The sequence below is a fragment of the Rhodoferax sp. RT4P68 genome (assembly GCF_056521305.1).
In genome coordinates this window covers 545925-571838 of sequence record NZ_JBWMBB010000004.1, presented here as the reverse complement: position 1 = coordinate 571838, position 25914 = coordinate 545925, and the positions used below count along the sequence as shown (strand labels likewise).

Genomic DNA, 25914 nt, shown 5'->3' with positions numbered 1-25914 from the left:
CAGACCAACCTGCCGTACTACCACGTGATGATCCTGGCCGATGCCGACTCCCTCAAGTCGATCAGCGAGTTCAAGCTGCAGGCCGGCATGCCCGCAGAGGTCTATATCGAAGGCTCCCAACAGACCGCGCTGCAGTATCTGGCCGAACCCATCACGTCCACTGTCCGCCGCGCGGGCAGGCAGATGTGAGTGCATTTCCCTTTCAACAGGAGACCTGCCATGAGCAAGTTTTTTGCGCGACGTAAGAGTGGTGAGGCGCTTCACGCCGACCATGGGCGACGCAACATGCTGAAGACGTCGATTGCAGCAACGGCGGCACCGCTGGTGCTGACCTCACGCAAGACCGAGGCACAGGTCACTCCGCTTCCGCCGAGTCCGCCGACCACCCCGTGGGTCGACGAACTGCCGACGCAGATCAAGCCGCTGGCCCCGGTCACTGCCCCGTTTTACCCGCCTCCCACCGGGGCGGCCAATTATGGGGGCGGGGAGTGCGGGCGCGCCGCACATCAGCGCTTCACGGAACTCACCGGGCCGGGCGGCGTGGCGGGGACACCGCTGCACTACCAGATGACCGCGAAGGAAAACCCGGCCTGGCAGTTCAACGGCAACAACCCGTACTACCCGCCGCAGCCCATTTGGGGCTATGAAGGCGACACGCCCGGCGCGACGACGCCGGGGCCCACGGTGTTTGCCCGCTACGGGCAGTCGATCATCCTGCGCATCCGCAACGAGCTGCCGGCCAACCACACCGGTTTCGGCTCGCCGGAGATCTCCACGCACCTGCACAACATGCACACGCCGTCTGAAAGCGACGGCTACGCGGGCGACTTCTACAGCGCGACCCAGGCCGGCCCCACGCTGACCGGACCGGGTTGGTACAAGGACCACTTCTATCCGAACGTCTACGCCGGACTCGACGAGTTTGGCGGGATCGGTGATTCGCGCGAGGCACTGGGCTCGCTCTTCTACCACGACCACACAGAGGGCGTGACCGCCCCGAATCTCATCAAGGGGCTGTTCGGGCGCTACATGATCTTCGACGACCTGGACACGGGCAACGAGCAGACGGGCCTGCGGCTGCCGAGCCACCCTTACGACTATCCGCTCAGTTTTTCAGACAAGCGATTCGACTCGGGCGGGCGGGTGACCTTTGACGAGCTGAGCCCCGAGGGGGTCCTGGGCGACAAGATCGTGGTGAATGGCAAGATCGAGCCGGTGCTGCGCGTGGCGCGCCGCAAGTATCGGTTTCGGCTGCTCAATGCCGGGCCCTCGCGGTTCTACGAACTCCTGCTGCAGAACGCGAGCGGCACCACGCTGTACACCTTCGCGTACATCGCCAACGACGGCAACCTGCTACCCAATGCGCTGGCCAACCAGTTCAGGGTACGGCTCGGCGTCGCAGAGCGCGCCGATATCGTCGTGGACTTCTCAAGGTTCCCGGTCGGCACCACGCTCTACCTTGTCAACCAACTGGTGCAGATCGAAACACGCCAGCCCGGCGACGTGGTGGCGCCGGGCGTTCGCGTGCTCAAGTTCATCGTCGACCGCAACCCGCCTGCGCCTGACCTGAGCGTCGTGCCGAACGTGCTGCGCGCCCTGCGACCGCTGCCGTCTGCGGCGGAGCTCGCGGCGTTGCCGGTGCGTACCTGGGTGTTTGCACGCTCGAGTGGCATGTGGACCGTGAATGGGCAGTTCTTTAACGTGCTCACACCACGAGCGACGGTGGCCCGGGGCAGTGCGGAGATCTGGGAGTTCGTCAATCCCGACAACGGCTGGCAGCATCCGATCCACATGCATTTCGAGGAAGGGCGCCTGCTGAGCAAAACGTTGAACGGGGTCAACGTGGCGATCCCGCTGCACGAGCGGGGCCGCAAGGACGTGTTCATCCTGGGTCCACGGGCGACGATGCGGGTGCTCTTTCGCTTTCGCGACTTCGGCGGAAAGTACATCCTGCATTGCCACAACCTCACGCACGAAGACCACGCGATGATGGTCCGCATCGACATCGTGTGAGAGCGACCGACTGCCGTGTGCCTGCCCTTGTCCTGAAAGGAAACTGCGATGAACACCCGAAGGTATCTGCTGGCTGGTGTGGGCGCCGCCACACTGGGCGTGCTTGGCGCACGCGCCGAGTCCCTCACGCCATCCACCGCGGGTCGGCCGCCTCACCGACGGATTCCGAACGTGGAACTCAAGACCCATACCGGTGCAACGGTCAGGTTCTACGACGATCTGGTCCGCGGGAAAATCGTCGTCATCAACATGATGTACGCGGACTGCGAGGGGCTCTGCCCGCCGATGACGGCGAACCTGGTTCGCGTGCAGGAGCTCCTCGGAGATCGGGTAGGCAAGAGCATCTTCATGTACTCCATATCGCTGCGCCCCGAAGTGGACACGCCGCAGGACCTCGCGGACTACGCCGAGATGCACGGCGTTGAGCCAGGGTGGCTGTTTTTGACGGGGGCCCGGCACGATGTCGAGCGCGTCCGTTATGCATTGGGGTTCTACGACCCCGACCCGGTCGTCGACAAAGAGGCGGGGCGCCACGTCGGCATGGTCCGCATCGGCAACGACCGCTATGACCGATGGGCGATGGCGCCCGCGCTGGCGGCCCCCGAGCAGATCGTGAGTTCCATCGTGCACGTCGATCGGCAGCCCGTCGGCGCCAGCAACAAGACTTGAAGAAAAAAAGAGCGTCTACAGGACAGGCGGCGACCGCCTGCCGTTGCAGCTGCTCAACTTCAGCTGGAAGCCGCTTCGCAAGTCTTGACCTTGCCCACGTAGGGATCGCCGAACGTTGCGTTGTTGCATGGCACGCTACCGGTGACGGTCTTGAAGAAGTACCTGCCATCGATGCCGTAGCGGACCTGGCGCGTACCGGCCACTGTGCAGGTGCCGTTCTCCGACGCACAGCGGCTCCACGTGGGCGCTGCCGACGCGGTGGCATCGAATGCGCAGGCTTTCAGGACCCCATAGATGGGGTCACCGAAAGTTGCGTTGTTGCAAGCCACCTGGTTCGCCACCCATTTGAAGTGATATTTGCCGCTGGCGCCGTAGCGCACGGTGCGCTGGCCAGCGACGCTGCAGGTCCCATTTTCCTGAGCGCACTGGGTCCAGCCTGGCGTGCTCGGTGCAGCTGCGGGTGGGGTGGTCACGCTGGTGGTCTGGGTGGACGCTGTCGAGGTGCTTTCGTAGGCGCCAATGTCGAGCTTGCCCACCACCGTGCGGGCCCGCGACGAGGCGACAGGCGCGTATTCCATGGCCGGCGTCAACGACACGCCCGAGGGCGGCGTGGCGGCGGCGATGCCGTTGTCCACGGCTTGGGTGCCTGCAAGGGGGCGCAAGTCATAGTTCGCACGGTCTACGAACGCGTAGGAAGCAACTTTCAGGTTGTTGCGATCGACGGTGGTGCCCTGCGTCGAGAAGGTGCCGCTGCCAACGAACAAGTTGTTCTGCGCAAGCACTGGAACCGTCACGCCCGCACCGACCACCAGGAAGGTGCCGCCCGAACTGCGGTCGTTGATGAAGGTGTTGTTCACCACGTACAGGTCCTTGCCGGTGTTGCTTGCGCCTTCCATACCGAAGCTGACCAGGCCAGGGTTGTGGTTGTCTGCCGGCTGCTGAATCACGTTGCCAATGAGGTAGGTGCTGCCCGCATTGGGCAGGTCAATCTCATAGCTCGGCTTGCCTGTCGTGCTGGAGAAGCGGCTGTATGCGATGAAGTTGGTGTTGGCGCGCGACTTCAGGTTGTGGCCAACGTTCGCGTCGTGCGAGAAGTTGCCGAGAAACACCAGGCTGTTGACCTTGCCGATGTAGACGTTGTGCGAGAAGCCGTCGCCGTATCCGTTGGCGCTGAACTCCGTGCCTTCGATGACGATGTTGGAGACCCCATCGTTGTTGGTGAGGATGCTGTTCTCGTTGTGGTGCAGAAAGCTGTTGCGCACTGTCAGGTGCACACCGTCCAGGCGCAAGGCGGCGCCGTTCTGGTCGGGCACTTTGGCGCCAAACATCTCGACGTTTTCGATCGTGGTGCCGGTGCCGCCCACCACCCAGATGCCTTTGCCTCGGCTGTGTTTGCCCCCCGCGTCGATCTTGGGGCGACCATTGACGCCGCGGATGGTGAGGTTGTTTGCAAAGAAGTCGCAGACGTCACCCGTGTATGTGGTGCCTCCTGCAATTTCCACGAGGTCGCCATCGACCGCACGGGTCAGTGCTTGGCAGGGTGTTGTATACGTCTTGCCGGGGCCGACCGAGAGGGTCGCGGCGGCCACTGGGAGGCAGAGAGAAAGTGCGAGGGATGAACCAACTGTGAGGGCGGGCACCAAGGGAGCTGCTAGGCGTTCGAAAATTGACTTTGACATGATCACTAGGAGATTGGAGCGCCGGATTCTGGGGCTCTCGACGCGGGGCCCGGTGACAAAGTGTCGTCACCAGATGGGCCATAGAACGCCGCATAAGAGGGGCGGTCAGCCCCTTTTCCCTAGGTGCCCTGCAGGCTCTGCACGCGGCCTCAGCCCATGGCATCTGGCCCGAGGGGCCGCCTCATAGTTCAGCGCGCGCAGGGCAGAGCCGGCTCCTGCCACAGGCTCAGATCAAAACAACCACGCCCCCAGCTGGTAGTAGTCAAACCCGCTGCTGCGCCCGCCCAGGCAACTGGCCAGGAAGTCCTCGGTCTTGCGGTACATGGCCAGGTTGTTGGTCCACTTCTGATTGCCGTGACCGTCGCCCTGGAACGTGAGGTACTCCACCGGTTTGCCGGCCGCGCGTAGCGCCGCCACCATGCGTTCGGACTGGTCCAGCTTCACGCGCGGATCGTTCACACCATGCATGATCAGGATCGGGCCCCTGGCCTGATGCGCGCGGTACAGCGGTGACTTGTCGCGCATGCGCTGCAGGTCTTCGGGCTTGGCCGGGTCGCCCACGAAGCGCTGCCACCACGGGCGGCTCAACTCCCAGTACGGTGGCGCATCCTTCAGCAGGCTGGCGAGGTCGCTCATGCCGACCACGTCGACCGCGCAGGCGAACACTTCGGGCGTGAAGGTCGCGCCCACCAGGGCCGAATAGCCGCCGTAGCTGGCGCCGTAGATCGCCACGCGCGCGGGGTCGGCGATGCCGGCATCCACCGCCCAGCGCACACCGTCGACCAGGTCGTCGTGCATGCGGCCGGCGAACTCGGCGATGGCCTTTTCCATGAACGCGCGCCCGTAGCCGCTGGAGCCGCGGTAGTTCACCTGCAGCACTGCGTAGCCGCGATTCGCCAGGAACTGCTGGATGGCGCGGTTGTTGGCGCCACCACCCCATCGGTCGCGGATCCATGGCCCGCCGTGCACCAGCAGCACCATCGGCAGTGCCTTGGGCGCCACGCCGGGCGGCAGCGTCAGGTAGCCGTGCAGGCGCAGGCCGTCGCGCGCGTCGAAGGCCACCGGCCGCGTGGCCGAGAGCGTGGTGCCGATCAAACTCAGGCTACTCTCGCCCAGCAGGCGCGGCGCCTGCTCGCCCTGCAGCAGCCAGCTGCGGCTGCCACGGTCGGTGGTCACCACGGCCACCATCACACGCTCGCTATCGTCCATGCTGGCGATCTGCACGTCGGCCGGCTGGTCGCCGGCCAGCGCGTCCAACCGCTTGGCCAGGTCGGCATCGAACACCTCGCGCCGGGGGTGGCCGGGCATGGAATGCACGACCAGCGGCTGGCGCGTGCGACGGCTCAGCACCACGCTGTCCAGGTCCACATCGGTCGCGTCGTGCACCATGGTTTCGGCACCGGTTGCCAGGTCGAAGCGCACCAGCGCCAGCTTGTCGCGGCCGCGGTTCGACAAGGCCCAGGCGTCGTGGCCGTCCTCGTGCAGTCCGAACAGGCGCACCGTGTCCCAGCGGCTCCACTGCGCCAGGTCTTGCCAGGCCGTGCCGTCCGCTCCATCGGCGCCGGGGCGCTGCAGCCGGCTCTGCTCGCCCTCCAGCGCCACGCGCGCCAGCAGGCGGCCCTGGCGGTCCACGCCCCACCAACCCACATTGCCGGGGTTGGTGGCCAGCAGGGTGCGCTTCGCCGTGCGCGGGTCGATGCGGTACAGATCGAACACGCGCTTGTCGCGCAGGTTGGACGAGACGATGAAGTCCGGCGATCCTTCCACGGTCTGCACGATGTGCGAGGTGGTGCGGCTGAACGGCGTGAGGTCCACCGGCTCGGTGGCGCCGGCCTGCACGTCCACGGCCAGCACCCGGTGGTCTTCGTCGCCGGCGCGGTCGGCCACGATGGCCAGATAGCGGCTGTCGGCGCTCCAGCGCAGGCCGCGTGCCCTTAGCCGGATGGCGCGAGCGTCGTCGGCGCCCAGCGTCTGGACCCAGATCGCCGGCACCACGCCGTCGGTGCCGAACCATGCGATGCGCCGGCCATCGGGCGAGACGCGGTAGCCGCCGCTGGACTGCCGGTTGGCCACGAAATCGCGCACCGGCACCAGCTCGGGCAGCGCCGCATCGCGCAGTGCGGGGTGCGTGGGCGCAGTGGCGCAGCCGCCCAGCAAAGCCAGCGCCAGCACTGGCGCGATCCAACGACCCAACATGTTGTTCTCCTGGTGACGAGGTGCGCGAATTCTGCGGCGGCCCAGCTTAAGGCCAGCCAAAGCCCGGCCTGCAACGCAGTGTCGAACCGCCCCCGGCCCCGCCAGAATGCAGGCATGTCGCCCCCACGCCCATGGCTCCGCGTCTTGCTGCCGCCCGAGGAGACAGCTCAACGCCTTCGGGCGGCCGGGCGTCGCTGAGATGCATCTGCTGCTCATCGAAGACGACCTCGACCTCGGCCGCGCGCTGCAGTCCGCCCTGAAGCTCGAAGGTCTCAGCAGCGAATGGCGGCGCCGCGTGGCCGATGCGCCGCAGGCCATCGACGCGGCCCTGTTCGACTGCGTGCTGCTCGACCTGGCGCTGCCTGACGGCTCGGGTCTGGACTTGCTGCTGCGCTGGCGCGGCGAGGGCGTGCAGGTGCCGGTCATCGTCATCACGGCGCGCTCGGCCGTGGCCGACCGGCTGGCCGGGCTCGATGGCGGGGCCGACGATTTCGTCGTCAAGCCGTTCGCGACCGAGGAGCTGATCTCGCGCATCCGCGCCGTGTTGCGTCGTGCCGCGCGCCAGGCCAGCGAGCGCTGGGTGCTGGGCGCGCTGGTGATCGAGCCACGCCGTCGCCATGTCGCGCGCGATGGTGTGCCGCTGGCGCTGTCGCCGCGCGAGTTCCAGATCCTCTTGGAACTGGCGCGCGAGCCCGGCGCCGTGGTGCCCAAAGGCGTGCTGTCGCAGCGGCTGGAGCCACTGGGTGAGCCCCTGGACTTCAGCGCGCTCGAGGTCCACATCTCCAACCTGCGCCGCAAGATCGGCGCCGACGCGATTCGGACCGTGCGCGGCGTTGGCTATCTGCTGACGGTATGAAGTTGCTGCACCGCCTGCGCGCCTCGCTGGCCGAACCCACGCTGGTACGCCGCAGCACCTGGTCGGTGCTGCTGGCCTTCGTCGTGGTCTGGGCTGTGCTGCTGAGCTACGAGTACGCGCAAAACCGGCATGCACTGGCGACCGGCCCGGGCCTGCAGAAGTTCGGCCGTGCGTTGGCCGGTGCACTGGCTGAGATCGACGATCCGGCCCAGGCCCGCGCCACGCTGGCGGCCACCACGCGTTGGCTCAACGAGCGGCGCGCGGATGACAAGCGCTTTACCGGTCGTTTCAAATTCGCGCTCGCCGATCGCGACGGCCAGAGTGTTTTCGCCTCACCGGGCTTGGCCGCCGACGCCGCACGGCCCGCCGACCCGATCTCTCATGCCGTGATCGATGGCACGCCGCACCGCATCTTCCAGGCCGGCGCCGGCCGCTGGACGCTGCGCATCGCCGAGCCCCGGCGCATGCCATCGGATTTCCTGGCATACAACGCGCGCAACCTGCTGCCCTATCTGTTCATCGCCATGCCCGTCGTGCTGCTGGCGGTGTGGCTGTCGGTGCGCAATGGTCTGCGGCCGCTGCAGCAGTTGGCCGGGCGCATCGAGCGCCGCACGGCCGGCGACCTGCAACCGGTCGGCTTCGACGCGCGCCACCGCGAACTGCGCCCGTTGGTGCAGGCGCTGGACCAACTGCTCAGCCGTGCGCGCGACACCCTGCAGCGCGAGCGCGCCTTCGTGCAGGACGCCGCGCACGAGCTGCGCACGCCGCTGGCCGTGGTGACGGCCCAGGCCCATGTGCTGGCGCGCTCACCAGACACTGCAGCGCGTGCCGAGGCACAGCAGCATCTGGAGCAGGCCATCGCCCGCGCCGCCCACCTGGCGCAGCAGCTGCTGGACCTGGCGGCGCTCGACGACGCGCCGCGCGCCGCGCCACCAATGGCCGACATCGCCGCCCAGGTGCGCGCGCAATTGGCCCAGGCCGCGCCCGCCGCGTTGGCGCAAGGCATCGAGTTGGCGCTGGAATCGCCCGAACAGTTGTGGCGCGCGGCCGAGCCCGCTGCGCTGCAGTCCATCGTGGCCAACCTGGTCGACAACGCCGTGCGCTATGGCGGTGAAGGCTGCGCCGTGCTGCTCACGCTGGTGCCCGGGCCGGCGCAGGCCTGGTCGCTGACGGTGCAGGACGACGGCCCGGGCATCGCAGCGGCCGATCAGCGCTGCGTGTTCGACCGCTTCTACCGCGGCGCCGGGCAGGCCGCCAGCGGCTCGGGCCTGGGCCTTGCCATCGTGCGCCAGGCGGCGCTGCGTCTGGGCGGGCAAGTGCGCATCGTCGATGGCTTGCACGGGCGCGGCGTGGGGATGCAGGTCGAGGTGCCTGCAGCCGTCCTGACCGCCTCCTAGAATCGCCGCCGCCGCGGCGCATTGCGCACCGGGGCGCCAGCCCCACGCCATGCCCGCATCCCACGCCTCTGCCGCCCCCCACGCCCTCACGCCTGCGCTGCGCCGCTCCATCCTGCTGCTGTCGTGCGCGACCTTCGCCAGCATGGTGGCGCAGCGCATCTGCGATGCCATGCTGCCCGAGCTCTCGCGCACGTTCTCGGTATCGCTGGCGCAGGCCGCGCAGGTCGTCTCGTATTTCGCCGTGGCCTACGGCGCAGCGCAATTGCTCTACGGGCCGCTGGGCGACCGGGTCGGCAAGTTCCGCGTCGTCGTCTTCACCACCATGGCCTGCAGCATCGGCAGTGTGGTGTCGGCGCTGGCCACCGGGCTGGGGCCGCTGGTCATCGGCCGGGTGCTGGTGGCGTTGGCGGCTGCGGCCATCATCCCGATGTCGCTCGCCTGGGTCGGCGACGCGGTGGCCTACGACCGGCGGCAAGAGACGCTGGCCCGGCTGGGCCTGGGCACCACGCTGGGCATCGTCGGCGGCCAGCTGCTGGGTGGGTTGTTCACCGACTGGGTGGGCTGGCGCTGGGCGTTCGTGTTCATGACCGGCCTGTTCGGCGTCGTCGGCCTGCTGCTGTGGCGCGACCTGCAGCGCCAGGCGCTGCAGCCTCATGTGATGGCCAGCGTGGGGCCGGCACCGGCAGAGCGCCATGGCTTTGTGGCGCAGCTGCGTGTGATCCTGCGCCGCCCGCATGCGCGCGCCGTGATGCTGGTGGCGTTCGTGGAAGGCGTGCTGGCGTTTGGCGCCCTGGCGATCTGGGCCACGCATCTGCATGAGCAGCTGGGCCTGTCGCTGTCGGCAGCGGGCGCCACGGTGGCGCTGTTCGGCCTGGGCGGCATGCTCTACATGGTCACGGCGCGCGCGCTGATCCCCCGCCTGGGCGAGCGCGGGCTCGTGCTGGTCGGTGCGGCGCTGCTGGCGCTGTGCGCCTGCACACTGGGCTACGCGCCGCACTGGGGATTCATGCCGCCAGCCTGCCTGGTGGGCGGCTTCGGCTTCTTCATGCTGCACAACACGCTGCAGACCAACGCGACGCAGATGGCACCCGAGGCGCGCGGCACCGGCGTGTCGCTGTTCGCGTCGTGTCTGTTTCTGGGCCAGTCGGTCGGCGTGTTGCTGGCAGCGGGCCTGGTCGAGCCCTGGGGCTCGGGCCTGGTGATCGCGCTGGCCGGCTGCGCAATGCTGGGGGTGGCGGTGTTCTTCGCGCAGGCTTTGCGGTGGCGCGATGCGGCGGCGGCTTCTGCAGCAGCTGCTGCTGCTGCCACGGCGACGCGGTCGTGACCGCCAGCGGACGGACCACATCGCGATGAGCGCCCACGCGTCACCCTGCCAAAGCTGCGGCGCCTGCTGCGCTGCCTACCGTGTCGACTTCAGCGTGCACGAGCGGGACGACCACGGCGGCCGCGTGCCGTCGGGCCTCGTGGTCGAGGTGAACGACACCCTGTGCCGCATGCGCGGCACCGACCACACGCCGCCGCGCTGCAGTGCGCTCAGCGGCACCATCGGCCGTGCCGTGGCCTGTGGCATCTACGAATGGCGGCCCAACCCCTGCCATGAACTGCAGGCCGGCAGCGACGCCTGCGCGCGTGCACGAGCGCGGCACGGCCTGCCTGCATTGGATTGAGCGTCTGCAGGGCTTGCGCGCGTGCCGTGCGGGCTGCAGGTGAACGCGCCAGGGGTCAGGCCACCGCCGGCGCCCGACTGCCGCTCAGACCGGCACCGGCAGCCCCCCGACCTGCCCCTTGAACTCATGCAGCGACAGGTACGAGTGCACATGCCGCACGCCCGGTAGCCGGTGCAGTTTGCGCTGCAGTACGTCGCCATAGTCGTCCAGGTCGCGCGCCACCACGACCAGCATGAAATCCTCGGGCCCGGCGATGCCGTGGAACATCACGACTTCGGGGATGCCGGCCACCGCTTGCTCAAACGCCACGGACACGCTCTCGGTCTGGTGGTCGATGCTGACCATCACGAAGGCCATCACGCCATAGCCCAGGGCACGCCGGTTCAGCGCGGCGTGGTAGCCGGAGATCAACCCATCTTCTTCCATGCGCCGAACGCGCCGCCAGCAGGGCGACTGCGACAGGTTGGCCAGCTGCGCCAGCTCGCCCGAGGTGAGCCGGGCATTGGCTTGCAAGGCCTGCAGCAGCTGGCGGTCTGTCTTGTCTATTTCCATTTGCATAGATTATCTAAAAACTTCTCAATTAGGTGATTATTATTCAAAGATATTGTTGTTAAGGGATAACCATTAAGTCAACTGCACTTCTGATGAATAGCATTTTCCTCACAAGATACATCAAAGGAGGAAGAGACATGCAGAAATTCCAGGACATCGTGCAGCGCGAAACAGGGCTCAAACAGCAGCTCAGCGCGGGCCAGATGGCCATGATTGCGATCGGTGGGGCCATTGGCACCGGCCTGTTCATGGGCAGCAGCTTTGCCATCGGCTTTGCCGGCCCCAGCGTGATCGTCAGCTACGCGGTGGGGGCGCTCGTGGCCCTGCTGCTGATGGGCTGCCTGGCCGAGATGACGGTCGCACACCCGACCTCGGGCTCGTTCGGCGCCTATGCCGAGCACTACATCGGCCCATGGGCCGGGTTCATGGTGCGTTACTCGTACTGGGCCTGCGTGGTGCTGGCCGTGGGCACCGAGGTCACGGCCGTGGGCATGTACATGGGCTACTGGTTCCCGGCCGTGCCGCAGTGGCTGTGGGTGCTGGTGTTTTCGGCCGCGCTCATCGGCGTCAATGCCATGAGCGTCAAGGCCTTCGGCGTCATCGAGTACAGCTTCTCCGCCGTCAAGATCGTGGCCATCGTGGCCTTCATCCTGATCGGGGCCTACGTGGTGTTCGGCGCGCGGCCGCCGGGCATCGGGTTCGAGAACTACACCGCCCACGGTGGCTTCTTCCCCAATGGGCTGTGGGGCACCTGGATGGCCGTGATCATCTCCATCTTCAGCTACCTCAGCATCGAGATGATCGCGGTGGCTGCCGGTGAGGCCAAGGACCCGCAACGCGCCATCACCAGCGCCTTTCGCTCCACCATGATCCGGCTCGTGTTGTTCTACTTGCTCACGCTGGCGCTCATGCTGGCCATCGTGCCCTGGCAGTCTGCCAGCGCCGACAAGAGCCCCTTCGTCAAGGTGATGGAGATCATCGGCATTCCGGGCGCGGCGGCCGTCATCAACTTCGTCGTGCTGGTGTCGGCGCTGTCGGCCATGAACAGCCAGCTCTACATCACCACCCGCATGATGTTCAGCCTCTCGCGCGCCGGCCAGGCCCCGGCTGCGCTGGGCCGGGTCAATGCGCGCGGCGTGCCGATGCCGGCGCTGGCGCTGTCGTGCACCGGCATTGCGGTGGCCACCGCGCTCAGCCTGTGGCAGCCCGAGCATTCGTTCCTGCTGATGATGGCGATCTCGATGTTCGGCGCCATGTTCACCTGGTTCATGATCTTCGTGACCCACCTGTTCTTCCGCCGCAGCTGGGTGGCGCAGGGCAATGCACCGCTGGTGTTCCGCATGTGGGGGTTCCCGGTGCTCACGCTGCTGGGCGCGGCGCTGATGCTGGCCATCATGGTGTCCACCGCGTTCACCGACGTGTTCCGCCTCACGCTGCTGACGGGCATTCCCTTCCTGGTGGTGCTGGGCATCGTCTACGCCATCTGGTACCGCCCGCGCCGGGCGCCCGCCAGCGGCGGCGCGCGTGCGGTGCCGTCCCCGTTGCAATGAACCGACACCGCGCGCACGATGGTGGTGTTAGCTTTGCGCGCATCATGCCCAGCACACAACGCCATCTGTGGGACATCTCCGCCCCGGTGCACGCGGCCAGCCCCGTGTTCCCGGGCGACACGCCCTACGCGCAAGAGTGGTGCGCCAGCATCGGCCCGGGCTGCCCGGTGAACGTCAGCGCCATCCAGATGTCGCCCCACGTCGGCACCCATGCCGACGCGCCGCTGCACTACGCGCCGCAGGGCGCCGCCATCGGCGAACTGTCGCTCGATCCCTACCTGGGGCCTTGCCGCGTGATCCACGCGCTGGACTGCGGGCCGCTCGTGACCTGGGCCCACATCGCCCATGCGGTGCATGACCTGCCGCCGCGCGTGCTGGTGCGCACCTACCGGCGTGCGCCGGACGGCTGGGACGCCGCCCTGGCCGGCTACGCCCCGGACACCATCGAGCGCCTGGCCGCGCTCGGCGTGCGGCTGATCGGCATCGACACCGCCAGCATCGACCCGGCCGACAGCAAGCTGCTGGCCAGCCACCAGGTGATCCGCAGGCGCGACATGCGCGTGCTGGAGAACCTCGTGCTGGACGAAGTGCCCGAGGGTGACTACGAGCTGATCGCGCTGCCGCTCAAGCTCACCACGGCCGACGCCTCACCCGTGCGCGCCGTGTTGCGCACGCTTTGATTTTTGTTTTGGAGACCCATCGTATGACCACATTGGAAGACTGCCGCCGCCTGGACGCAGCGGACCCGCTGCGCGAGCTGCGCCAGCTGTTCACCATCCCGCAGGGCGTGATCTATCTGGACGGCAATTCGCTGGGCGTGATGCCCAGGGCCGCGCCTGCGCGCATCGCCGCCGCCGTCACTGACGAGTGGGGCACGCAACTGATTCGCGCCTGGAACGCGTCGGGCTGGTTCGACCTGCCGCAGCGCCTGGGCGACAAGCTGGCGCGCCTGGTCGGCGCCCGGCCGGGCGAGCTGGTGTGCACCGATTCGACCTCGATCAACCTGTTCAAGGTGCTCTTTGCGGCCGTCAAGATGGCGGCCGAGGACGCCCCCACGCGCCGCCTGCTCGTCAGCGAGCGCAGCAACTTCCCGACCGACCTGTACATCGCCGAAGGCCTGTGCCGCGAACGCGGGCTCACGCTGCACCTGGTCGACGACGTGGCCGAGATCCCCGCGCTGCTGCAAAGCGGCGACGTCGCCGTGTTGATGCTGACCCACGTGAACTACCGCACCGGCGCCATGCACGACATGGCCGCCATCAGCGCCCTGGCCCACGCAGCCGGCACGCTGGCCGTGTGGGACCTGGCGCACAGCGCCGGCGCCGTGCCGGTGGACCTGAACGGCGACGGCGCCGACTTCGCCGTGGGTTGCGGCTACAAGTACCTGAACGGCGGCCCCGGTGCGCCGGCCTTCGTCTGGGTGCACCCGCGCCATGCCGACCGCTTCTGGCAGCCGCTGTCGGGCTGGTGGGGCCATGCCGCACCCTTCGCGTTCACACCCGACTACAAGCCCGCGCCCGGCATCACGCGCTACCTGTGCGGCACGCAGCCCATCCTGTCGATGACGGGGCTGGAATGTGGGCTGGACGCGATCCTGGCGGCCGAGCCGCTGGGGGGCATGCAGGCGTTGCGCCAGAAATCGCTGGCGCTGACCGACCTGTTCATCGAACTCGTGGCCGAGCGTTGCGCGGGGCATGGGCTGGAGCTGGTGACACCGCGCGCCCATGCGCAGCGCGGCTCGCAGGTGTGTCTATCGGTACGTGACCCCCACGCTGTGCCGCTGCGCGGGTCGCTGCCCCCCGAGCGGGCCGTCGCCGCCTCGGGGCGGCCCGGCGGCGGCGAGTCGGGGGCCTACGCCATCGTGCAGGCCCTGATCGCGCGCGAAGTGATCGGCGACTACCGCGCCGGTGATGCGCAGATGCCCGACATCCTGCGCTTTGGCTTCACGCCGCTGTATCTGGGCTTCGAAGACGTCTGGCATGCCGTCGAGCATCTGCGGGACGTGCTGGCCACCGAGCAGTGGCGCAAGCCCGAGTTCAACCAGAAGCATGCGGTGACGTGATGACGCAGTCGCCGAAGCCCGAGTCCATCGTCCACGACGAGAAAGCCCAGCTGGACTTCAGTCAGTCCATGAGCTACGGCGACTACCTGCACCTGGACGAGATCCTCAACGCGCAGCACCCGCTGTCGCCCGCGCACGACGAGATGCTGTTCATCGTGCAGCACCAGACCAGCGAGCTGTGGATGAAGCTCATGCTGCACGAGCTGCGCGCCGCGATCCGCGCGGTGGCGGCCGACCAGCGCGCCGATGGTTTCAAGATGCTGGCGCGCGTCACGCGGATCATGGAGCAGCTGGTCGGCGCGTGGACGGTGCTGTCCACCATGACTCCCCCCGAGTACAGCGCCATGCGGCCCTACCTGGCCAGTTCCAGCGGGTTCCAGAGCGCGCAGTACCGCTGCATCGAATTCGCGCTGGGCAACAAGAACGCCGCCATGCTCAAGCCGCACGCGCACCGGGCCGATCTGCTGGCCCAGGTCGATGCCGCCTACCGTGCGCCGTCGCTCTATGACGAGGCCTTGCGACTGCTGGCGCGCCAGGGGCTGCCCATCCCCGCCGACCACCTGGAGCGCGATTGGACCCAACCGTATGTGGCCAGCCCCGAGGTCGAGGCGGCCTGGGCCATCGTCTACCGCGACCCGCACCAGCACTGGGACCTGTACCAGCTGGGCGAGAAGCTGACGGACATCGAAGACGCCTTCCGCCTCTGGCGCTTTCGCCACGTGACCACGGTGGAGCGCGTGATCGGCTTCAAGCGCGGCACCGGCGGCACGGGCGGCGTCAGCTACCTGCGCAAGATGCTGGACGTGGTGCTGTTTCCCGAGATCTGGACGGTGCGCACGGCGCTGTAGGGCCGCGCGCTATCGGTCCCATGACTTTCAAGGTCTTTGCGATCGAAGTGTGCTGTCCGTGGCGTGCCGCTCGGCCTGGGTCGGGCTGCCCGTGCTGGGTCGGGCCGCCCGTGGTGGGTCGGGCCGCCCGGCCTGGGGTGCCCGCCGTGGCCGCCCGGTGGACGCGTCCCTCGCCTAGGGGCTCGGGCAGCCTGTGGTGCTCGGCCTGCGGGCGCATTGCACAACTCGCACCACTCACTGCGTTCGTTCACCTCGAACAAGTGCAATGAGTCAGTCATTGAGGCGTGCTGCGCCGCCGCCCGCAGTCCTGCGCTCCTCGGCGCGTCCACAGGTTGGCCACGGCGGTCACCCCAGGCCGGGCTACGTGGCTGGTGGCTGAAGCGCTGCCGGGGGAACCGGGGACAGGCTCGCTCGACGCGGGCTCGTTCGCCGGACAACCAACGGCCTCTCTCTCGGGACTACCAGCGAGCACCGCACATCGGAGTCAGCCGCACCGAGCCCGGCATGGGGTACCCCCAGGGCCGGCCCTGCAGATGCGTCGAGGAGCGCAGTGGCATGGGCGGCGGCGAAGCACGCTTCAACATCTGACTCATTGCACCTGTTCGAGGTGAACGAACGCAGTGAGTGGTGCGAGTTGTGCAATGCGCCCATGCCGCGAGCACCGCAGGGGACCCCGAGCCCCTGGGCGAGGGGCGCTGAGCCGGGCCGGCCCTGGGGGTGCCCCATGCCGGGCGGCCCCCAGCACACCGGGCACACCCAGCACACCGAGCACACCCAGCACACCCAGCACACCCAGCACACCCGGCACACCCAGGCACACCCGGCACAAACTGAAAACCCAGGACTCGGCGAAGCACCAGCGCCAACACCTTCAAAGGCCTGGCTCTCAGTCCTCGAACCCCACGAACCGTGCCGCCTCGTCCACCGACTTGCGCTGCGAGACCACCGCGTTCGCCGGGAAGCTGTCGTCCGGCCAGCCCATCGCGATGCAGGTCTGGATCACCTGGTCGTCCGGGATGCCGGCCTCCTCGCGCACCACCGGCGACTGCATGATCCCCTGGCTGTTGATGACGCAGCCCAGCCCGCGCGACCACGCTGCGTTGACGATGGCGTTGACCACGCCGCCGCAGTCGAACGGCGCGATGTCGCTGCCCTGGATCGCGCGGTCATACGTCACGACGATGGAGACCGGCGCATCGAACTGGCGAAAGCCGCGCAGCACCCATTCCTGGCGCGCGGCCTTGTCCTCGCGCGCGATGCCCATGGCCGCGAACAACTGCTTGGCGATGCCGATCTGCCGCTCGCGGTGCACGCCGTCGTAGCCCGGCCCCATGCGGAACTCGCGCGAGTCCGGCACGCCGGCCAGGTTGCGCTCCACGTTGCCGGCGCGGATGCGGTCCAGCACGTCGCCCGTGACGACGTGGAAGTTCCACGGCTGGGTGTTGAGCGAAGTCGGGGCGCGCAGTGCCAGCGCCAACACCTCGCGGATGAGGGCCTTGGGAACGGCCTTGCGCTGGTAGCCCCGGATGCTGCGGCGGCGCTGGACCACCTCGTCGAAATCCATGCTGGTCTTCCTTGGTTGTTGTGGATGCTCGGCGAATCATCGCCACAGAGCGGCGGCCCTGCGATCACGTGCGTGACATGGGGTGGGCCGAGGTGCGTGACCGGCCAGATGCCACCGCGCTTCACCATGCAAGGTCCGCATCGGCTTCGTTGGCGAACTCGTGTGATGCCTGGACACCATGTTGGGCAAGCCCCTCACACCGTCACGGTCAGCACATGCTCGCCCCCATCCAGCGGCACGCACCACCCCTCTGCCCCACGCGCCAACGGCGCGCCGTCCAGCACGGCACCCAGGGAGACCGCGCCGTCCGCTGACGCCCGCTGGACGCGTACCTTGCAATGCGTCCCCGCTGCGGTGACGGTGGCCTCGAAGCCCGGCCAATCCTGGGGCATGCATGGCGCCACCAGCAGTACAGCGCCTTGCCGGCGCAGGCCCAGGATGCCCTCCACCCCGGCGCGGTGCATCCACGCGGCCGAGCCGGTGTACCAGCTCCAACCACCCCGGCCCGCATGCGGCGGAACGGAATAGACATCCGCCGCGATCACGTACGGCTCCACCTTGTAGCGCTGGGCCTCGGCACCCGTGCGTGCGTGGTGGATCGGGTTGACCAGGCGGAACAGCGCGGCCGCGCGGTCGCCGTCGCCCTGCTTGGCAAAGGCCAGGATGCCCCACATCGCGGCATGGCTGTACTGACCGCCGTTCTCGCGCAGGCCGGGCGGGTAGCCCTGGATGTAGCCGGGGTCGCGCGCGCCGGTGTCGAAGGGCGGCGCCAGCAGCAGGGCCAGGCCTTCGTCGGGGCGGATCAGGTGCTCGGCATACGAGGCCATGGCCTGCGCCGCGCGCTGCGGTTCGGCCGCCTCCGACAACACGGCCCAGGCCTGGGCGATCGCATCGATGCGGCAGGCCTCGTTGTCGTGTGTGCCCAGCCAGCTGCCGTCGTCGTAGGTGGCGCGGCGGTACCAGGTGCCGTCCCAGGCTTCGCGCTCGATGGCGGCGCGCACCGATTCGGCATGCGCGCGCCAGCGTGCGGCGCGCGCCGGGTCGCGGCCCTCGGCCAGCGGGGCGAACAGCGCGATGGTGCGCACCAGCAGCCAGCCCAGCCACACGCTTTCGCCACGGCCCTCGGCGCCCACGCGGTTCATGCCGTCGTTCCAGTCGCCGGTGCCCATCAGCGGCATGCCGAGTGCGCCCGTCAGCGCCAGGCACTGGTCCAGGCCGCGTGCGCAGTGTTCGAACAAGGGGGCCGGCGTGCCGGCCGGCATCGGCTGGAAGAAGGCGTCGTGCTCGCCGGCTGCCAGTGGTGGCCCTTCGATGAAGTCGACCGGCTCGTCCAGCACCGCCACATCGCCGGAGGTGCCGATGTAGTCGGCCGCGGCATAGGCCAGCCAGACCCGGTCGTCCGAGATGCGGGTGCGCACGCCCTGGCCCGAATGCGGCAGCCACCAGTGCTGCACGTCGCCCTCGGCAAACTGCCGGCTGGCGACGCGCAGCAGGTGTTCGCGGGTCTGCCAGGGCTGGGCGAAGGCCAGTGCCATGCCGTCCTGCAACTGGTCGCGAAAGCCATAGGCGCCGCTGGCCTGGTAGAAGGCCGCGCGTGCCCACAGCCGGCAGGCGATGGTCTGGTAGAGCAGCCAGCCGTTCAGCAGGATGTCCATCGCGCGCTCGGGCGTGCGCACCTGCACGGCGCCCAGGGTCTGCTGCCAGTAGGCGCGCACCTCGTCCAGCGCATCGTCGGGGTCGGTGTCGCGCCAGCGGGCGATCAGCGCCTGCGCCTCGGCCATCGACGCGGCCTGGCCCAGCAGGGCGACGATGTCCGTGCTCTCGCCCGGTCCCAGCTGCACCACGCATTGCAGGGCGGCGCAGGGGTCCAGCCCGGCACCGGTGGCGCCCGACAGGCGCTGCTCGCCGGCCAGGGCTGAGGGCCGGGCCGGGTGGCCGTCGCGGCCCAGGAACTCGGTGCGGTCGGCCGTCCAGGCGCTTTGGCGGCCGCACAGGTCGGCGAACGCCACGCGACCGGGCGACAGCTCGCTCCACGGCTTGCGCGCCAGCAGCGCGCCGGTGGCCGTGTCGACCTCGGTCAGCACGAACGGGGCCGATGCACCGCGCGCCGTGCCCAGCACCCATTCGACGTACGCGGTGATCGACAGCGTGCGGGTCTGGTTGGAGCGGTTGACCAGGCGCAGCCGCGAAATCTTGACCGGGTCGGCCAGCGGCACGAACAGCAGTAGCTCCGATGCGATGCCGTGGGCCTCGTGGGCGAAGCGGCTGTAGCCGAAGCCGTGGCGGGCCTCGTAGTGGCCAGCGCCGCGCAGCGGTTGTGCCGTGGGCGACCACAGCGCTCCGGTGGCGTCGTCGCGCAGGTAGAAGGCCTCGCCGCAGGCGTCGCCGACCGGGTCGTTGGACCAGGGTGTGAGCTGGTTCTCGCGGCTGTTGCCGCACCAGGTGGTGCTGCTGCCATCGGCCGAGACGTGGAAGCCGAAGCCGGGGTTGGCCACGACGTTGATCCACGGTGCCGGCGTGGTGGCGCCGGCCTGCAGCCGCACCACGTATTCGCGCCCGTCCTGGTCGAAGCCACCCAGGCCGTTCCAGAACTCCAGGGGCGGCGACGCGGCTGTCACGGGGGCGGTCGGTGCCGCTACCGTGGCAGCAGCGGTAGCGGCGAAGAGCGCCGTGACCGGGCCCGGCGCCAGGGACGCCGGCGCCGGCAGTGGCAGGCGCTCCAGTCGCTCGGCCATGTTGCCCTGGCGTGCGATCAGCTCGACGCGGGCCACCGCCTGCAGCAGCGCGCGGGCCGAGACGTCCAGCAGGTCGGCGCGCAGCACATGCACCGTGCCTTGCGCCTGCGTGCCGGTCTGCCGCGTCTGGCTGCTGCGCACGGCGGTCTCGATGGCGATCTGCAGGTCCTGCACGTACGAGGACGCGCGTTCGTTCAGGATCACCAGGTCCACGCTCAGCTGCTTGAGCCGCCAGTACTCGTGGGCACGCAGCAGCTGGCGCACCTGCGCCATGTCTTCGATGTCGTCGATGCGCAGCAGCACGATGGGCCGGTCGCCCGAGACCGCATGCGGCCACAGGCCGGCCTGCGGACCGGTTCCGCGCAGCAGCGCTGCGGGCATCGCGCGCAGGCGGCGGTCGGTGTAGAGCAGCGGGGCGGCCATGCGCTGGAAGTCGGCCGCCTCATCGGCATGGATGCCCAGGTGGCGCAACTGCACCTGCGCCTGCGTCCAGGCCAGCGTGGCGGCGCGGTCGAAGGCGCTGCGATCGTGGTGCTGGTCGATCAGGTCCAGCAGCTCGGCACGGCTGGCGGCGACCAATGTCCAGAACGCGACGCGCACCAGCCCGCCCGGCGGCACGGCCACGCGCTGGCGCAGGCTGAAGATCGGGTCGAGCACGGTGCCCACGGTGTCGGACAGCGGCAGCCCGTCCATGATGGCGGCCGCGTTGCCGGCGTCGCGGCCGCGGCCGAGAAAGCGGGCGCGGTCCGATTCGTATTGCGTTGCGGCCGTGGCCACACCTTCGACCACCGTGAAATGGGCGGCCCAGACCTGCGCCTCGTCCGGTCCGCGCCGGCGCCGCGTGGCCAGCAGGGCGCCGAACTCGGCCAGGTACTCGGTCTGCACGAACAGTTTGGAGAACGCGGGGTGCGCCTCGTCGGCGGCCTGGGCGGCCAGCACCAGTTCGGCGTATGAGGTGATCTCGGCCTCGCGCACGTCACGCCCGCCATTGGCGATCGACAGGCGGCGCACCTCGCCATCGACTTCACCGGACACCAGCACCTCCAGCGTCGTGTCCAGGCCGAACTGGTGCTGGGTGTAGGTGGCCCGGTCTTCGCTGAACAGCACCTCGCAGGTGCGGCCCAGCGACATCGGCTGGGCGCAGGCCGACCAGTTGCGCCCGGTGTGCACGTCGCGCAGGTACAGGAAGGCGCCCCAGTGGTCGCGCGTGGCGTCCTCGCGCCAGCGGGTCACGGCCAGGCCGCGCCAGCGGCTGTAGCCGGCACCGGTGGCCGTCAGCATCACGCTGTAGCGCCCGTTGGACAGCAGCTGTGTGACCGGCGCCTGGCCCGGCGTCGCCGGTTCGATGCGGCGCACCGTGGCGGCGGTGGCGGCGGCCTCGTCGCGCGAGGCATGCACTTCCTCGGCACGCGGGTGTTCGACCGCCACGTTGCGCGGCATGCGCTCTTGCAGCAGCAGCTCGCTGGCCTGGATGGAGGGCTCGCGGTGAAAGCGCGCGCGCATGCGGCCCTGCTGCAGCACGTTGGCAATCGCCACGATGCTCATGCCCTGGTGGTGCGCCATGTAGCAGCGCACCAGGGCCATGCGCGCGCCCTCGGGCAGGCGCTCGGGGGTGAAGTCCAGCGCCTCGTAGAAGCCGTAGCTGCCCAGCGCGCCGACGGCTGTCAGCCGTGCCTGGTTGCGGCAGGCGGCCTGCGCGTCGACCATGGCCGCCAGCGCCGTGGCGTACGGCGCGATGACGCAGTGGTCCGCCAGCCCGCGCTTGAGGCCCAGGCCCGGCACGCCGAAGTTGGCGTACTGGTACGTGTACTCGACGTCGCGCGCGTTGTAGGCCGATTCGGAAATGCCCCAGGGCACGCCCTGCGCATCGCCATAAGCCATCTGGCGGCGCACCACCAGGCGGTTGGTCTGCTCCAGCAGGCTGCCGGCCGGCGCGCGCATCACCAGCGAAGGCATCAGGTACTCGAACATCGAGCCCGACCAGGAGATCAGCGCCGAAGCGCCGAACAGCGGCGTGGCCGTGCGGCCCAGACGGAACCAGTGGCGCGTCGGCGCGTCGCCCTTGGCGATGGCGAACAGGCTGGCCAGCCGCGCTTCGGAGGCCAGCAGGTCGTAGCAGTTGGTGTCCAGCCGCTGGTCGGCCACGGCATAGCCGATGGACAGCAGCTTGCGGTCCGGGTCGATGAGGAAGGCGAAGTCCATGCCGTAGGCCATCGCGCGCGCGGTGTCGGCCAGCTGCTGCAGGCGGGTGTCCAGCGCCGCGGGCGTGCCGGGGTGCAGGTCGTGTGTATGCGCAGCCGCCAGGCGGCCCAGGGCCTCGACCCAGAACAGCAGCGCGTCGGTCTCGGGCTCGCCGGCCAGCACCAGGCCGCGCGCCGCGTCGGCGGCTTTGTCGGCCAGCCGGCCCAGTGCCGGGGCGATGACCTCGATGGCCTGCGCGCCCTGCAGCTGTGCGGTCATCTCCTGCAGCAGCTCGGCGATGCGCTGGCCGCGCCGGCCCGCTGCAGCGCCTTGGGCGCCCAGCGTCTGGCGTGCCAGGTCGACGGCGTCGACCATGCCGGCGCGAGCCTCGGTGCAGGGCGCGCCGCCGCGCCATTCCTCGCAGGCGTTGGCCAGCGCGATCAGGTGGCCGGCCAGGTTGCCGCTGTCCACCGAGGAGACGTAGCGCGGCTCCAGCGCGCGCCCGTCTTCGGTGGCGTACCAGTTGTAGAAGTGGCCCTTGAAGCGGGGCAGTTCGTGCAGCGAGGCAAAGGTGGCCTCCAGCCGCGCCACGGTCTCGGCCGTGCCGGCCCAGCCGAAATCACGCGCGGCGACGGCGGCCAGCAGGTACAGGCCGATGTTGGTCGGCGAGGTGCGCCGCGCCACCGTCGGGCGCGGGTCTTCCTGGAAGTTGTCCGGCGGCAGCATGCGGTCGGCCGCCGTGACGAAGGTCTCGAAGTAGCGCCAGGTGCGCCGAGCCGTCAGGCGCAGCGCCCGCGTGTCGGCCGGCGACAGCCGTTGCTGGCTGGGCAGCGGCGGTGGGCGGCTGGCCCACAGCGCCAACGCAGGGGCCGCGGCCCACAGCAGCGCCAGTGGCACCACCACGGGCCAGGCCGCCGGGGCCAGGGCGATGGCGCCGCCGGCCGCCAGCAGCCCCAGCGCCGTGCCGCCGGCCATCTGGCGGTAGAAGCCCGCCAGGTCCAGGCGCGGGCGCTGGCCCGTCTGCGCGGCCGTTGTCCATTCCAGCAGATGCTGGCGCGTCAGCCCCAGCCGCACCAGCGTGCGCACCACGGCGTCGCCAGCGCGCCAGCTCTGGTCTGGCAGGAAGGCCAGCTGCGCCAGCGTCTGCGCGGCACCGAGCTTGAGGTCGGCTGCCAGGCCCAGCAGGTGGCTGCGCAGCCGCACGCCGCTGCGGTTGGGCAGCACCGCGAACAAGGCCGGCAGCAGCGCCGGGATGGCGATGCACGCCACCACCAGCAGCAGCGCCACGCCCGCGGCCGGGGCCGGCAGCAGCCAGGCCAGGCCCACGGCGGCCAGCGTCGAGGGCGCCACCAGCGAACGGCGCAGGTTGTCCACCATCTTCCAGCGGCCGATGGGCGACAGCGCGCGTACGCCCTGGCGCGGGCCGAAGATCCACGGCAGCAGCTGCCAGTCGCCCCGCGTCCAGCGGTGCTGGCGCCGCGAGGCCACGTCGTAGCGCGCGGGCGCTTCCTCGACCAGTTCCACATCCGAGGCCAGGCCGGCGCGGGCGAACACGCCTTCGAACAGGTCGTGGCTGAGCAGCGTGTTCTCGGGCACGCGGCCCTGCAGTGCGGCCTCGAACGCGTCGATGTCGTAGATGCCCTTGCCGGTGTAGGAGCCTTCACCGAACAAGTCCTGGTAGATGTCGGAGACGGCCATCGCATACGGGTCCATGCCGCCGGGGCTCGACGAGATGCGCTGGTACAGCGAGCCCTCGCGCCCCACCGGCAGCGACGGCGTGATGCGCGGCTGCAGCACGGCGTGGCCGGCCACCACGCGCTGCGACACCGGGTCGAAACGCGGCTGGTTCAGCGGGTGCGCCATCTTGCCCACCAGCCGCAGCGCGCAATCGCGCGGCAGCCGGGTGTCGGCGTCCAGCGTCAGTACGTAGCGCACGCCCTGCGGTACCAGGGCGCTGTCGGCCGGCACGAAGCTGGTGTCCGTGGCGCCGCGCAGCAGCCGGTTCAGCTCGTGCAGCTTGCCGCGCTTGCGCTCCCAGCCCATCCAGCGCTGCTCGGCAGCGTTGAACAGGCGCCGGCGGTGCAGCAGCAGGAAGCGCGCGCCGGCCGGCGCCGGGCCGTGGCGCCGGTTCAGCACGGCAATCGCCTGGCGCGCCACGGCCAGCAGCGGGGCGTCCGAAGGCATCTCTTCGGTGTCGGCGTCCAGGCCGTCGGTCAGCAGGGCGAACACCAGGTCGCCACCGCCGGCGGCCAGGTGGTGTACCTCCAGCCGCTCGATCTGTTCCAGCAGATCGGCCTCGCCGGCCAGCAGCGTGGGCACCGCCACCAGCGTGCGCAGGGGGGTGGGCACGCCGCCCAGCAGCTCCAGCCCCGGCAGTGCCACGGCCCCGTAACGCCAGTTCACCCACCGGTGCAGCAGCGCAGTGGCCAGCTCGGTGGTGGGCAGCAGCATGGCCAGCAGCCACAGCGCCAGCAGCCCGGTGGCGGCGCTGGCCGCTGCGGGCAACAGCCACCAGGCCATGGCCAGCAGCGCCAGCGTGCCAGCCAGGATGGTCGTGGCGTAGCCGCCGATGCCCAGGCGCAGTTGCCAGCGAATGAACCGCAGCCGCAGCGGCACGCGAAAGCCCACGCGGCGTTCCAGCGCGGGCCGGCCTTGGGCGATCAGGTGGTAGCCCGGGTCTCGCAGGCGCGCGGTGTCGGGTGCGTCGGCCAGTCCCAGTGCGGCTTCATCCACGGGTTCATCCACGGCTTCCTGCGTGGCCTCGCGGGCCGCCGCCAGGGCGTGGTCGGTGACCTGCAGTTCCGTGCACGGGGAGCCGCGTGCCAGCTGCTCGATCGCGCTGCGATACAGGTTGCGCGTGGCAAAGTCCATCGCCGCATAGCCGCTGTCGGCACGCAGCCGCGCATCGACCAGGCTGACGCTTTCGAACAGGTCGGCCCAGTCGATGTCGGCCATCAACCGCAGGCTGGTGACGACGTTGCGCACCGTCACGTTGGAGGCGCCCTGGCGCAGCTGCGCATGCGCAACCGCGTCGTCGACGCTGATGCCCTGCTGCTGCAGGCGCTCTTCCAGCCAGCCCAGGGCCGGCGTGGTGCGCGGGTCCTGGTCGCGCAGGCGCTTGGCCAGCTGCGCCGCGAACAGCTCGGACAGGGCCAACGGCGAGCGCGCGGCGATGTCCTGCGCCAGCGCCGAGCGCGCGGCGCCCGAGGCCATCAGCTCGCTGGCCAGCAGGTCGGCATCGGCACGCGCCGCGCGGCCCTGCGTCATCTGGTCGGCCAGCCGGCGCAGGTTTTCGATCAGCACGATGCGCACCGTGATGGCCACGGCCCACAGCTCGCCGATGGTCAGCGGTTGCACCTGCTGGTAGGCCACCAGGAAGCCGCGCAGCACATCGGCATCGACATGGCTGTCGGTGTGCGCCACGAAGGCCCAGGCCAGGCCGAAGACGCGCGGGTAGCCGGCGAAGGGGCCATCGGACAACTTGGGCAGCTGGCGGTAGTAGTGGGGCGGCAGGTCGGTGCGGATCTCGCGGATCTGCTGCTCCACCACGTGGTAGTTGTCCAGCAGCCACTCGGCGGCCGGCACGACGCGGCGCCCGCTCTCCAGCTCGGCGGCGCTGGCCCGGTAGGCCGCCAGCAGCACACGGGCGTTGTCGTTCAGCCGCGTGCGCAGCGGCGGCACGGAGGCCGGCCGGGTCGTGACGTGCTGCGCGGCCGCCAGGCTGCGGGCATGCGCCTCGAGCCGCTCGACGCCGAACAGTTCCTGGCGCACCGGCGCGGTGTCCAGCCACGGCAGGGCGGTGCCACCACGGTGCAAGGATTTGGGGAGAAAAGACAGCATGCGCGCCCTTGTTGACAAGTTGCCGTGGCAACGTGGGCGACAGAAGGCCGCCGCGACGGTGGCGACGCAGGGGCCTGGAGAGCCGGTGGAAGAAGAAAGGGCCCT

16 protein-coding genes are annotated in these 25914 nt (G+C 69.5%); 11 read left to right on the top strand and 5 right to left on the bottom strand.

Going from position 1 to position 25914, the window contains the following annotated elements:
• From AC099J_RS11950 to AC099J_RS11940, 3 genes are all read left to right on the top strand, one after another.
• Positions 1–189, top strand: a 189-nt coding sequence (locus tag AC099J_RS11950) for a beta-barrel domain-containing protein (RefSeq protein ID WP_479615451.1), incomplete at its 5' end; no start/stop codon positions are given.
• A gap of 30 nt (positions 190–219) precedes the next feature.
• Entirely contained in the window at positions 220–2013 is a 1794-nt protein-coding gene (locus tag AC099J_RS11945) for a multicopper oxidase family protein (RefSeq protein ID WP_479615450.1), read from the top strand.
• A 48-nt stretch (positions 2014–2061) separates the two neighbouring features.
• Positions 2062–2682, top strand: coding sequence for an SCO family protein (locus AC099J_RS11940; RefSeq protein WP_479615449.1), 621 nt, complete (start codon positions 2062–2064; stop codon positions 2680–2682).
• Positions 2683–2741: 59 nt separating this feature from the next.
• On the opposite strand, the gene AC099J_RS11935 is transcribed toward AC099J_RS11940, so the two are convergent.
• Positions 2742–4322, bottom strand: coding sequence for a right-handed parallel beta-helix repeat-containing protein (locus tag AC099J_RS11935; RefSeq protein ID WP_479615482.1), 1581 nt, complete (start codon positions 4320–4322; stop codon positions 2742–2744).
• A gap of 270 nt (positions 4323–4592) precedes the next feature.
• Entirely contained in the window at positions 4593–6557 is a 1965-nt protein-coding gene (locus AC099J_RS11930; RefSeq protein WP_479615448.1) for a S9 family peptidase, read from the bottom strand.
• 199 nt (positions 6558–6756) lie between these two features.
• Here AC099J_RS11930 and AC099J_RS11925 point away from each other — a divergent pair, with 199 nt between their 5' ends.
• Genes AC099J_RS11925 through AC099J_RS11910 form a run of 4 tightly spaced genes read left to right on the top strand, consistent with a single transcriptional unit; the run spans position 6757 to position 10477 of the window.
• Positions 6757–7413, top strand: a complete 657-nt coding sequence (locus tag AC099J_RS11925) for a response regulator (protein ID WP_479615447.1) — start codon at positions 6757–6759, stop codon at positions 7411–7413.
• A complete protein-coding gene (locus tag AC099J_RS11920; RefSeq protein WP_479615446.1) occupies positions 7410–8810 on the top strand; it encodes an ATP-binding protein in 1401 nt (466 codons plus the stop codon). Before AC099J_RS11925 ends, AC099J_RS11920 begins: the two co-directional genes overlap by 4 nt.
• 49 nt (positions 8811–8859) lie before the next feature.
• Positions 8860–10134: an MFS transporter gene (locus AC099J_RS11915; protein WP_479615445.1), complete on the top strand. Its 1275-nt coding sequence runs from the start codon at positions 8860–8862 to the stop codon at positions 10132–10134.
• Between the two features lie 25 nt (positions 10135–10159).
• Positions 10160–10477 carry a YkgJ family cysteine cluster protein gene (locus tag AC099J_RS11910; RefSeq protein ID WP_479615444.1) on the top strand — a complete coding sequence of 106 codons (318 nt, stop codon included), beginning with the start codon at positions 10160–10162 and terminating at the stop codon, positions 10475–10477.
• An 84-nt stretch (positions 10478–10561) separates the two neighbouring features.
• Here the strand turns inward: AC099J_RS11910 and AC099J_RS11905 are convergent, their stop codons facing one another.
• On the bottom strand, positions 10562–11035 hold the full coding sequence (locus AC099J_RS11905; RefSeq protein WP_479615443.1) for an Lrp/AsnC family transcriptional regulator: 474 nt from the start codon (positions 11033–11035) through the stop codon (positions 10562–10564).
• 131 nt (positions 11036–11166) lie between these two features.
• On the opposite strand from AC099J_RS11905, the gene AC099J_RS11900 reads away from it, so the two are divergent.
• From AC099J_RS11900 to kynA, 4 genes are read left to right on the top strand one after another with little or no spacing between them, the layout of a single operon-like run.
• On the top strand, positions 11167–12579 hold the full coding sequence (locus tag AC099J_RS11900; protein ID WP_479615442.1) for an amino acid permease: 1413 nt from the start codon (positions 11167–11169) through the stop codon (positions 12577–12579).
• A gap of 44 nt (positions 12580–12623) precedes the next feature.
• Entirely contained in the window at positions 12624–13259 is a 636-nt protein-coding gene (gene kynB, locus AC099J_RS11895) for an arylformamidase (protein WP_479615441.1), read from the top strand.
• Positions 13260–13282: 23 nt separating this feature from the next.
• On the top strand, positions 13283–14641 hold the full coding sequence (gene kynU / locus AC099J_RS11890) for a kynureninase (RefSeq protein WP_479615440.1): 1359 nt from the start codon (positions 13283–13285) through the stop codon (positions 14639–14641).
• Positions 14641–15489 (top strand): tryptophan 2,3-dioxygenase, encoded by an 849-nt coding sequence (kynA, locus tag AC099J_RS11885; protein ID WP_479615439.1) that lies wholly within the window; start codon positions 14641–14643, stop codon positions 15487–15489. The genes kynU and kynA overlap by 1 nt, the downstream gene beginning before the upstream one ends.
• A gap of 886 nt (positions 15490–16375) precedes the next feature.
• Here kynA and AC099J_RS11880 read toward each other — a convergent pair.
• Together AC099J_RS11880 and AC099J_RS11875 are read right to left on the bottom strand one after the other, a co-directional pair.
• Positions 16376–17053: a nitroreductase gene (locus AC099J_RS11880; protein WP_479615438.1), complete on the bottom strand. Its 678-nt coding sequence runs from the start codon at positions 17051–17053 to the stop codon at positions 16376–16378.
• Positions 17054–17247: 194 nt separating this feature from the next.
• Positions 17248–25809 (bottom strand): glycoside hydrolase family 94 protein, encoded by an 8562-nt coding sequence (locus tag AC099J_RS11875; RefSeq protein WP_479615437.1) that lies wholly within the window; start codon positions 25807–25809, stop codon positions 17248–17250.
• Positions 25810–25914: the final 105 nt, after the last annotated feature.